Annotated in this window: 11 protein-coding genes; 3 read left to right on the top strand and 8 right to left on the bottom strand. The window is 48.4% G+C overall.

All coding sequences use genetic code 11. The annotated features are described in order from the left end of the window. Positions 1-200 precede the first annotated feature (200 nt). From secF to EQP46_RS21440, 8 genes are all read right to left on the bottom strand, one after another. On the bottom strand, positions 201-1,151 hold the full coding sequence (secF, locus tag EQP46_RS21475) for a protein translocase subunit SecF (protein WP_129495583.1): 951 nt from the start codon (positions 1,149-1,151) through the stop codon (positions 201-203). Positions 1,152-1,163: 12 nt separating this feature from the next. Beyond that, positions 1,164-3,014, bottom strand: a complete 1,851-nt coding sequence (gene secD / locus EQP46_RS21470) for a protein translocase subunit SecD (RefSeq protein ID WP_129495582.1) — start codon at positions 3,012-3,014, stop codon at positions 1,164-1,166. 26 nt (positions 3,015-3,040) lie between these two features. Next, positions 3,041-3,370 (bottom strand): preprotein translocase subunit YajC, encoded by a 330-nt coding sequence (gene yajC / locus EQP46_RS21465; protein WP_129495581.1) that lies wholly within the window; start codon positions 3,368-3,370, stop codon positions 3,041-3,043. Positions 3,371-3,456: 86 nt separating this feature from the next. Next, a complete protein-coding gene (tgt, locus tag EQP46_RS21460; protein WP_102259445.1) occupies positions 3,457-4,584 on the bottom strand; it encodes a tRNA guanosine(34) transglycosylase Tgt in 1,128 nt (375 codons plus the stop codon). Positions 4,585-4,716: 132 nt separating this feature from the next. Next, on the bottom strand, positions 4,717-5,772 hold the full coding sequence (gene queA / locus EQP46_RS21455) for a tRNA preQ1(34) S-adenosylmethionine ribosyltransferase-isomerase QueA (protein WP_129495580.1): 1,056 nt from the start codon (positions 5,770-5,772) through the stop codon (positions 4,717-4,719). A gap of 108 nt (positions 5,773-5,880) precedes the next feature. Beyond that, positions 5,881-6,852, bottom strand: a complete 972-nt coding sequence (locus EQP46_RS21450; RefSeq protein WP_129495579.1) for a S1 family peptidase — start codon at positions 6,850-6,852, stop codon at positions 5,881-5,883. Positions 6,853-7,002: 150 nt separating this feature from the next. Next, on the bottom strand, positions 7,003-8,040 hold the full coding sequence (locus tag EQP46_RS21445) for a S1 family peptidase (RefSeq protein ID WP_129495578.1): 1,038 nt from the start codon (positions 8,038-8,040) through the stop codon (positions 7,003-7,005). 105 nt (positions 8,041-8,145) lie between these two features. Continuing rightward, entirely contained in the window at positions 8,146-9,144 is a 999-nt protein-coding gene (locus EQP46_RS21440; protein ID WP_129495577.1) for a S1 family serine peptidase, read from the bottom strand. A gap of 192 nt (positions 9,145-9,336) precedes the next feature. Between EQP46_RS21440 and EQP46_RS21435 the strand changes: the two genes are divergently transcribed. The 3 genes from EQP46_RS21435 to EQP46_RS24570 all read left to right on the top strand — a co-directional run bounded on the left by EQP46_RS21435 (position 9,337) and on the right by EQP46_RS24570 (position 10,453). Continuing rightward, positions 9,337-9,789 carry a CBS domain-containing protein gene (locus EQP46_RS21435; protein WP_129495576.1) on the top strand — a complete coding sequence of 151 codons (453 nt, stop codon included), beginning with the start codon at positions 9,337-9,339 and terminating at the stop codon, positions 9,787-9,789. 77 nt (positions 9,790-9,866) lie between these two features. Beyond that, positions 9,867-10,238, top strand: a complete 372-nt coding sequence (locus tag EQP46_RS24575; protein WP_276320909.1) for an ACP phosphodiesterase — start codon at positions 9,867-9,869, stop codon at positions 10,236-10,238. Positions 10,239-10,252: 14 nt separating this feature from the next. Continuing rightward, the gene (locus EQP46_RS24570; protein WP_276320908.1) at positions 10,253-10,453 is read left to right on the top strand and encodes an ACP phosphodiesterase; all 201 of its coding nucleotides are present in this window, start codon (positions 10,253-10,255) and stop codon (positions 10,451-10,453) included. Positions 10,454-10,816: the final 363 nt, after the last annotated feature.

Below are 10,816 nucleotides of genomic sequence, written 5' to 3'. Positions count from 1 at the left end.
ACTGGGTACTGGGTACTGGGTACTGGGTACTGGGTACTGGGTACTGGGTACTGGGTACTGCAAGATTTTGGACGGTGTCGACTTGGCGTCAAGCTCTTTGCTCTTCCTCGGACCTTTTTTTCCTAGGAGCTAGGTCCTAGCTCCTCACTTCCCCATAAAAAAATGGAGCCTTTCGGCTCCATTTTTCATTCCAGCATGCCTTACGGCATTGCGTCGAACTCTTCGCCTTCCTTCTCCACAGGAGGAGGTGGAAGCAAGTGTTCACGGGTAATACCCAACTTCAGAGCCAGCGCAGATGCAACGTAGATTGACGAGTAAGTACCCACGGTAATACCAATCAACAATGCTGCAGCGAAACCGTGGATCATCGCGCCACCTTGAAGGAACAAGGCAATAACAACGAACAAGGTTGTACCAGAGGTAATCAATGTACGGCTCAATGTCTGAGAGACAGAGGCGTTAATCACTTCGTCTGCATCACCCTTACGCATTTTGCGGAAGTTTTCTCGAATACGGTCAAACACAACGATGGTATCGTTCAATGAGTAACCGACCACCGTCAGCAAGGCTGCCACGATAGTCAAATCGACTTCGATTTGGAAGAAGGAGAAAATACCGAGCGTAATGATAATATCGTGCGCCAAAGACATCACCGCACCCGCCGCCAGACGCCATTCGAAACGAACAGAGACATACAACAAAATACAGATCAACGAAGCGAGAATGGCAAGGCCACCCGCTTCTGTCAGTTCATCGCCCACGTTAGGACCAACAAACTCAATACGACGCATTTCAACGCTTTCGCCGGTGCCCGCTTTAATAGCATCAAGGATTTGGTTGCCAAGCAACTCACCTTGAACATCATCGCGCGGACGCAAACGCACCATCACATCACGTGCAGTACCAAAGGTTTGCACTACCGCATCACCGAAGCCATTGGCTTCAAGTGATTCACGGATCATCGGCAGATTTGCTGGTTGCTCAAAGCCAACTTCGATCAACGTACCGCCGGTAAAATCCAAGCCCCAGTTCAACCATTTGGTTGATAAGCTCGCAAACGACGCTGCAATCATAAGCATAGAGAATATGAAAGCAGCCTTTGACCAACGCATGAAGTTGATCGACAGGTCGGCTTTTAAAATTTGAAACATTTCTATGCCTCCTTAAATCGATAACTTATCAATGCGCTTACCGCCATACACAAGGTTAACCAGTGCACGGGTACCGATAATTGCGGTGAACATTGAGGTCAAAATACCGATAGACAGCGTCACTGCAAAGCCCTTCACTGCCCCTGTACCCACAGAGAACAAAATGATCGCTGTGATAAGGGTGGTGATGTTGGCATCGGCAATGGTGCTGAATGCATTTGCGTATCCTTGATGGATGGCTTGCTGCGGATTCCGACCTTCGGCTAACTCTTCACGTATCCGCTCGAATATCAGCACGTTGGCATCAATTGCCATACCGACAGTCAAAACGATACCTGCAATACCCGGCAAGGTCATGGTTGCACCCGGAATCATCGACATAATACCGATGATAAGCACGATGTTGGCAAACAACGCACAGTTCGCAAAGATGCCGAATTTGCGGTAGTAGATAAGCGTAAAGATCATGACCGCAACCAAACCCCAAATACAGGCTTTAATACCCATATCGATGTTCTGTTGACCCATAGATGGACCAATGGTGCGCTCTTCAACAATCGAGATAGGGGCAATCAATGCACCCGCACGAAGCAACAACGCAAGGTTTTGCGCTTCTGATTGTGAATCAATCCCCGTGATACGGAAGTTACGGCCCAGCGCCGTTTGAATGGTCGCTTGGTTAATCACTTCTTCATGTTTAGAAAGAATGACTTTGCCGTTTTCATCACGCTTGCCACTGTCTTTGTATTCAGCAAATACCGTCGCCATAAGCTTGCCGACATTGTTCTTACTGAACGCCGCCATCTTGCTACCACCGTCGCTGTCTAGCGAGATGTTCACTTGAGGACGGTTGTATTCATCGGCGCTAGAACTTGCATCGGTAATGCTAGAACCGCCAAGAATGACACGCTTTTTCAGAACGACTGGACGACCATCGCGATCTGTTTTGATTTCACTGCCCGGTGGCACGCGGCCAGCGGCTGCGGCAGCAAGATCTGCACTGTCATCCACTTCGCGGAATTCTAGGGTTGCCGTTGCACCCAAGATTTCTTTTGCACGCGCAGTATCCTGAACACCTGGTAGTTCAACAACGATACGGCTTGCGCCTTGACGTTGAACCAAAGGCTCAGCAACACCCAACTCGTTTACACGGTTACGAAGGATCGTAATGTTTTGGCTAACGGCGTAGTTACGGATCTCAAGCAAGCGCTCTTCGGTGAATTTACCTGACACCGCGAAACGGCTGCTGTCAGTGGTAAACACCATATCAGGGTGCAATTTCTCGAGTTCGGCTTCTGCCGCATCCATGTCCGCTTCATTACGAAACATCACTTCAACGTTGTCATCACTGCCGACACGAAGACCACGGTAACGGATCTTGGCTTCACGCAGTTCGGTACGGAAGGTTTCTTCCTGCTGAGTGAGTAGCTTTTCCATCGCTGCGTCCATGTCCACTTCCATCAAGAAATGCACACCGCCGCGAAGGTCAAGACCCAGTTTCATAGGATTCGCACCAATGGCTTCGAGCCATGATGGCGTCGCTGGCGCAAGGTTTAGAGCGACAATCAAGCCTTTATCGAGCGATTCGCTGAGGGCGTCTCGTGCTGCGATTTGGTTATCAGTGTCGGAGAAGCGTACCAGTACTGTGCCGTTTTCTAGCGCAATGGAGTTGAAAGGAAGCTTATCTTTGTCGAGGGTAGCTTTTACGGTATCCAGAGTTGAGATATCAACCGAGGCGCCACGCGCCCCGGTGATTTGAACCGCTGGATCTTCACCGTAAATATTGGGAAGTGCATACAGCGCGCCGACGATAATCACCAACGCAACCATAATGTACTTCCACAAAGGATAACGGTTTAGCACTGCTATGATCCTTTATGGTTAGGGGCTTATAGCGACTTAATCGTGCCTTTAGGCAGAACAGCAGTCACAAAATCCTTTTTGATAGTTACTTCGTTGTTGTCGTTCAGAGCAATAACAATGAAATCGTTGTCTTCTGAAATCTTGGTGATTTTACCAACAAGGCCACCGCCAGTTAGTACTTCGTCACCTTTACCCATCGACGACATCAGGTTCTTGTGGTCTTTCACACGTTTTGCCTGTGGACGATAAATCATGAAGTAGAAAATTACGGCAAACAGGCCAAGCATAATAAATAGCTGCATACCGCCACCTTGTGGTGCGCCTTCTGCTGCTGCATGAGCTTGTGAAATAAACATTCAGTCACGTCCTCGTAGTATCAATTTGAACATTTTTATTTAGATCAGTGCCTCTCCAAAGGAGCCTCTAAAGAGGCACAAAGACCTTAGTCTTCTTTCAGCGGTGGCACGTCTTGGCCACGGCGTGCGTAGAATTCTGTCACGAAGGTTTCTAATCTACCTTCGTCAATAGCGTTACGCAAACTCTCCATCAGGCGCTGGTAATAACGCAGGTTGTGGATCGTGTTAAGGCGAGCACCCAGAATTTCATTACAGCGATCAAGATGATGCAGATACGCCTTGCTGTAGTTGCGGCAAGTGTAACAGTCACAATGTGGATCCAGTGCAGTTGTGTCACTTTTATGCGTCGCATTACGGATCTTGATCACACCACCAGTCACAAACAGGTGGCCGTTACGTGCGTTACGCGTAGGCATGACGCAGTCAAACATGTCGATACCGCGACGAACACCTTCCACCAAGTCTTCAGGTTTGCCCACACCCATCAGGTAACGTGGCTTATCTTCAGGCAGTTTCGGACAGGTATGTTCCAGAACGCGATGCATGTCTTCTTTTGGCTCACCCACCGCAAGACCACCGACAGCATAACCATCAAAACCGATACTTGTTAGGCCTTCAACAGACACGTCACGTAGGTCTTCATACACAGAACCTTGGACGATACCGAACAACGCGTTTTTGTTTTCCATCTTGTCGAAATGGTTACGGCTACGTTGTGCCCAACGCAAACTCATTTCCATCGATTTTTTCGCTTCGTCGTGTGTCGCAGGGTATGGCGTACACTCGTCAAAAATCATTACGATGTCAGAGCCCAAGTCGTATTGGATTTCCATCGACTTTTCCGCATCCATGAAAATGCGATCGCCATTTACAGGGTTGCGGAAATGCACGCCTTCTTCGGTTATTTTGCGCATTTTACCCAAGCTAAATACTTGGAAACCGCCTGAGTCTGTCAGGATAGGACCTTGCCAATGCATAAAATCGTGCAAATCGCCGTGTGCGCGCATCACTTCTTGGCCCGGACGCAGCCAAAGGTGGAACGTGTTACCCAGCAAAATTTCCGCACCGGTTTCCGCCACTTCTTCTGGCGTCATACCTTTAACCGTGCCGTAAGTACCCACTGGCATGAATGCAGGGGTCTCAACAGTACCTCGTTCGAAAGTCAGACGACCACGACGCGCACGGCCTTCTTTTTTAAGCAGTTCGTATTTCACAATACCTCCGAAATGCCAGAGAAACAGTCTGGCGCTATGGTGCCGATAAGGAACATCCTCATCGCACTGAGACAAAACTGGCTGTCAGTTTTGAAAACTGACAGCCAGTAAAAATAGGGATGCAGCGACTGATTATAACGCAGTCTGACGTGTTACAAACATCGCATCGCCGTAACTAAAGAAACGGTATTCGTTTTCAACCGCTTGCTGGTAAGCATTCATTACATGGTCATAACCAGCAAATGACGACACCAGCATGATCAAGGTTGATTCAGGAAGGTGGAAATTGGTCACCAACGCATCAACCAGATTCCATTCATACCCTGGGTAGATGAAAATCTTGGTGTCTTGGAAGAAGGGTTTTAATTCAGTGCCCTGTTCTTTTGCACTTTGTGCTGCACTTTCCAGTGAACGCACTGACGTGGTACCTACGGCGATAACGCGGTTTCCGCGCGCTTTTGCGGCATTCACTGCATCAACCACTTCCTGCGACACTTCTGCATATTCCGCATGCATTATATGATCATCAATGCTGTCTACACGAACAGGCTGGAACGTACCCGCGCCTACGTGCAGGGTCACAAACGCCATTTCCACGCCTTTGGCTTTTAACGCAGCCAGCATCTTCTCATCAAAATGCAAACCCGCAGTTGGCGCAGCAACAGCGCCCGGCTTTTCATTGTAAACCGTTTGATAACGCTCTTTATCTGAATCTTCATCTGGACGATCGATGTAAGGCGGCAGTGGCATGTGACCGACTTGGTTCAGAATATCTAAAACAGCTTGCTCGCCGCTGAATCGGATCTCAAACAAAGCATCGTGACGCGCAACCATTTCGGCTTCGAATTCGTCATTCTCACCGAGGAACAATTGCGTACCCGGTTTTGGCGGCTTAGATGCACGGACATGTGCAAGGATCGTCTTTTCATCCAGCATGCGCTCCACCAGCATTTCAATCTTGCCGCCAGACGCTTTGCGACCATAAACGCGCGCAGGGATCACTCGGGTGTTGTTAAACACCATCAAGTCTCCTGGCTCAACAAGATCAAGCACATCCGTGAACTGCTTATGGCTAAGCTCACCGGAGTTACCGTCAAGTTGCAGTAGGCGACTGGACGTACGATCTGGCTGCGGATAACGCGCAATCAGAGAATCTGGAAGGTCAAAATGAAAATCGGATACTTGCATTGAAAAAGCCCCATTCTGTAGCAGCCCGCTAGTATAGGCGGAAGCGCTGCAATATCAAGCAGGATGGGGCTCGCTCACTGCATTTAAGCAGAGACAATTTGTCAGAAATTATGAAAGGTGTAAGCGTCGACGCATCATGAAGAACCCTAGCGCGATAAATGATAACCAGCCAGCAGCACCGCCACCACCGCCGCCGCCCAATGCAACGCTGTTGCCCTCCGCCATCTTGGCGTCAATCCAGCTCAGGTAAGTTGAAACTTGTGTAAAGCCGTCTTCATAAAACTGACTTCCACATTGATACTTGTAGCCAAAGCTCACAATCCCCGCCAGACGTTTGCCTTCGTCGCTGTCCGCGACACGGCTAGGGTTTTGCCACACGAGAGGGCCGCCTGAATCTCCAGAGCAAACACCCTCTGCTTGCGCACTGTTCGCACAAATTGTTGAATCAGCAAGCGTCTGATTGAATTGGTAATTTGAATCATAATTCCAACCGCAGCTCGAATCTGAAACGCCCGTCATCGACACGCCTTTCAATAGGATGGTTTCACTGACGCCATCACTGCTCGTTGCTCCCCAGCCAGAAACAAAAAAATTGTTTGGTGTCGAAATCCCCACTTCTGTCTCTAACTCGCTCTGCTCTGATGCAGAGATCAACGAGATTGATTTAGCATTTGAGGGAAGGGAACTACTTAGTTTGAGCAGGGCTACATCTGCAAAAAATGTATTTTCGTCGTAGTCTTCATGAATATACATCGTTGATACTTCGATGGGCTCACCATCCAGCCAGACCTCATTGCCCGCGAAAACCGTCAGCTCCTGAGCACTAAACTTTGTCAGACAATGGGCAGCCGTTAGAACATAATTATCAGCAATGATCGCACCGCCACAGTACCCTGATAAAATGCCGTTAGATGCATAAACCAGCACTTGCCAAGGTGCTTGCTCAATCGTTAGGTAGCCCCCACCAACAATTCGAGGCGCTCGCTCACCATGTTGTTCGGATGCTTGCGCTGCTGAAGCAGTAGAAACAATCCCCATGACAGCTGCAGAAACTACGGCAATCCATTGCGATATTCTCATCAATATCTCCCCCAACGTAATTTGGTTAATCAGGAGGCAATGTATCGAATTAGTTACGGGACTATTGTGTTTGGAGGTATTTTGCCGAGTGATATCTCGTTTCGAGAATTGGCTGACCTAGGGTGGCCAGCCAAGACAGATAGTAAGGTATTAGGAAAGGAATCGACGCCTTGAGTAGATACTAAGCCCTAGTGTAAAGCTCAAAAGCAGCAATGCGTATAGAGAAATAGCGCCACCACCACCGCCACCTGACGATGCAATTGAGCTCGACGGCGCGAATCCAGAATTGGACGCAAAAGGATTTGAGCTAAAACTTACAGTTGGTGAATTATAGCCACCATCAATGTTGTCATTAATCCAGTCGTAATATTGCGTTAATTGGGTAAAGCCATCCTCATAATTCACATTTGCGCAATTTACATATCCAAAACTAGTTATCCCAACAAGTCGAAAACCTAAATCAGAATCCGAAGCATGTTGAGGGTCTTGCCAAACAAGTGGGCCACCGGAGTCTCCATCACAGACACCAACAGCAGCTGTGTGGTTGGTGCAAACTATCGCGTCAGCAACCTGTTGAATGATATTGCCAGATCGATCTTTCGTCCAACTACATTGTTCATCAGAAATCCCCGTCATAAGGACACCTTTTAAACTAGAAGAAAACTCAGTGCCAGAAGTATCAGTCGCTCCCCAACCAGAAAGAAAAAGATTGTTTATCTCTGCGGTTTCGAATTCAGCATCTAAATCAATTTGAATATCAGGGCTAAGCAAAGGAAGTGGCTTGGAGGTATTTGGCAAAGGGGACGATAACTTCAACATAGCTATATCAGCTTCAAAGGTATTACTGTCATAATCTTCATGCTGAATAATTTGCTCTACCAATATTTGAAAACCTTGTTGCCAATTCGAGCTGCCCGCATACACCACGACATCGGAAGCACTAAACACATCAACACAATGGGCTGCTGTAACTACATACTTGTCTGAAATAATGGTTCCACCACACGCCCCTCCAAAGAAAGCATTATTTAGAGAAATATAAACTTGCCAAGGAGCATCATCAATTGAGGCGACCTGACCTCCAACAATACGCGGTGATTTTTCAGCACTTTCGGTTACAGCCATCGCCGTCATTGGCGAAATCGCTGCCGCGAGAGATACTACAGCCATCCATTGCTTTATTCTCATATTGAACCCTTACCACTGAGTTGTTTTCAGGGTAACAATATCGCAATACGCGCTCCGCTATCAGTAGCTGTAGAGTATGAAAACAGTCCCTGTCTTAATAGGCACTCATATTCCTCTTTTTAAGACAGGAGAGGATCTTGTGATTTCACGCCTTAACATCAAAATTAAAAGCAAAAAGACGGAGAGGTAATAGTGAATAGTCCCTCCCCCACCTCCCCCTGACACCGTGTTCGACGAGGAGTTAACGCAGTTGCCCGCTTGGCAAGCACCAATCCAATCGGTGTAATTGGACACTTGCGTGTAGACATCGGGGAAAGTGCTAGACGCACATTGGGCGTTCACACCAAAACTCACGATGCCCACCAGCGTTGCGCCGTTATCGGCATCGGATGAGCGGTTTTGGTCCATCCAAATCAGCGGGCCGCCGGAGTCACCGTTACAGGCCCCCACATTGCTTTCTTGCGCGCAGAAGAATTTGTTTTCGTAGTTAGAGACGCCAGACACTGTCGCCCCCCATGCACTGGCGCATGTCGAATCTAATACTGTTGATAATGAGGCGATTTGTAGCGTGTTAGTGGACGTGGTTCGGCCAGCATCTGTGAAACCCCAGCCCGACAACCTGAGATCGCCCAGTCCTTGATTACCAGTAGTATCTACATTGGCTTGAACGCTGGTATCAGCCAACACAACGCTTGAAGCATTCGCATGCACACTCGAAGACAATTTCACCAGCGCGATATCGTTCTCTAGCGAATCTTTGCTGTAACCACCATGCACATACACCGCATCGACTTCTGACAGGAAGTCAGAGAAATTTGCATTGAAGGTTTCAGCCGTTCCTGTGTAAACCGTTACCGACGATGCAGACGCCAACGAGAAAGGGTCATCAGATCCCGCGGTATCTAAGCAGTGTGCTGCAGTCAGGATCCAAAAATCCGAGATGACAACGCCACCGCAAAAATTGTTACCGATCCTGACAAAAGCTTGCCAAGGTGCTTGTGAAATCGTGGCATCACTGCCCCCGACGACGCGGGCTTCTTTCTCAGCGGCAAACGAAAATGACGACAAACTCATTGCCGCAACAATCAGGTATTTTCCCCACATAATATGTATCCCTCAAACCAGTTTCCTTTCCCCTGAAAGCTGTGTTTTCAGCGCATTCGCTACTGCTTGATGAGAATGTGAGTATCGAGACAACTGCCCAACGGATCTTTGAATACCGTCACCTTTACCTTGTCGAGTTTTCGCTACATTCAACAGGTAACCCTCATTTTATTATGTCTTTAAGGAGGTCATATGTTGACGGTTAACGAGATGATGACACCCGAACCCATTACTCTCACTTCTAAGCATACGATATATGACGCAAAACGCTTGATGGAATCCAAGCGTATTCGACATATACCGATAGTTTCAGCAGACAACACACTGCGTGGTTTGGTCACACAACGCGATGTGCTATCGGCGCAAAGTTCTAGCTTAGAAAAAGCCATTGGCGAGCTCGATCCGATGCATGCCCCGCTGGAGTGTTTTACGCGCAAGGATATCAGCACCGTCTCTTCGTACGGTGGCTTAAAAGAAGCCGCACTTTATATGCAGCGGCATAAATTCGGCTGTTTACCGGTTGTTGATGACAACAGATTGGTCGGTATCATTACAGACACCGATTTCGTTGCCATCGCCATCAACCTTCTTGAAATTCAAGAAGAAACAGCGCCAATGGAAGAGGAAGAAGAGATCGTGGCCTAGATTTAGGTCTATGAATCCCGCGCGCAATCTGGTCAGATGCTCCCTTGCCTTAACAAAAGTGATGGTAAGGAGGCGGATTGAATTACCTTGCGCATTTACACGTAGCAACACAATGCGACAGCCAATTGATGGGAAACTTGCTGGCGGACTTTGTAAAAGGCAGGCCAGATAATCAGTTCTCTCTCCAGACAGTGGAAGGCATCTATTTGCATCGTTTCGTCGATAGCACGATTGATGCCTTACCGGAGATTAAGACCTGTCGCCAACGCTTTCCATCCGCACTATATCGATACAGCGCGATCGCGCTCGACGTGTTTTGGGACCACGCATTAATTCAACATTGGGATCGTTTCTCGGACGTTTCCTTTGCCCAATTTGTCGAACATGCCGAATCCGAATGCCAACGCGCAGTGAAGAATGAGCCTTTCCCCCCCCCGAACGCTTTCTGACGCTGTCTTCACGCATGTGGCGAGAGCAGTGGATCCCCTCTTACGCACACGCCGAAACGCTTCAACATGTGTTAAGCCGTATGTCGACACGAAGCCCAAGAATGGCCCCACTTGCAGATACCGCTCCAGTGTTATTGCAGCATTACGACGCATTTATCGACGCGTTCCCTGCTATTTACGAGCAAGTACTGGACGCAGCGAAAAAGAAGGTTTGAGACTGCGAGACTGCGAGACTGCGAGACTGCGAGACTGCGAGACTGCGAGACTGCGAGACTGCGAGACTGCGAGACTGCGAGACTGCGAGACTGCGAGACTGCGAGACTGCGAGACTGCGAGACTGCGAGACTGCGAGACTGCGAGACTGCGAGAAAAGGATGAGATCACAATCGGTATTAATCAATCACTTTCTTATTAATTTCAAACAATTGCCCAAAATTAATTCAAGTCGATAAACCATTAGCTCTCCGAGCCAACAACCCCCTCCCAACCTCCCCCTTGAAAAGTTGGAGGAGAAAAATCAAGAGCCTAAGTGCGAGGAAATATCGGCTCTCGCCCTTATCTCGGCAAGTTTTCAAGCG

The sequence above is a fragment of the Enterovibrio baiacu genome (assembly GCF_004120195.1).
GTDB classification, from domain to species: domain Bacteria; phylum Pseudomonadota; class Gammaproteobacteria; order Enterobacterales; family Vibrionaceae; genus Enterovibrio; species Enterovibrio baiacui.
Note: the sequence above shows the minus strand (reverse complement) of the source record. Positions and strands in the feature narration are given on the sequence as shown.

Coding starts and splice junctions, on each gene's coding strand:
- queA (WP_129495580.1), bottom strand. CDS start 5,772: ATGCAAGTATCCGATTTTCATTTTGACCTTCCAGATTCTCTGATTGCG.
- EQP46_RS21435 (WP_129495576.1), top strand. CDS start 9,337: ATGTTGACGGTTAACGAGATGATGACACCCGAACCCATTACTCTCACT.
- EQP46_RS24570 (WP_276320908.1), top strand. CDS start 10,253: ATGTGGCGAGAGCAGTGGATCCCCTCTTACGCACACGCCGAAACGCTT.
- secF (WP_129495583.1), bottom strand. CDS start 1,151: ATGTTTCAAATTTTAAAAGCCGACCTGTCGATCAACTTCATGCGTTGG.
- EQP46_RS21445 (WP_129495578.1), bottom strand. CDS start 8,040: ATGAGAATAAAGCAATGGATGGCTGTAGTATCTCTCGCGGCAGCGATT.
- yajC (WP_129495581.1), bottom strand. CDS start 3,370: ATGTTTATTTCACAAGCTCATGCAGCAGCAGAAGGCGCACCACAAGGT.
- EQP46_RS21440 (WP_129495577.1), bottom strand. CDS start 9,144: ATGTGGGGAAAATACCTGATTGTTGCGGCAATGAGTTTGTCGTCATTT.
- EQP46_RS21450 (WP_129495579.1), bottom strand. CDS start 6,852: ATGAGAATATCGCAATGGATTGCCGTAGTTTCTGCAGCTGTCATGGGG.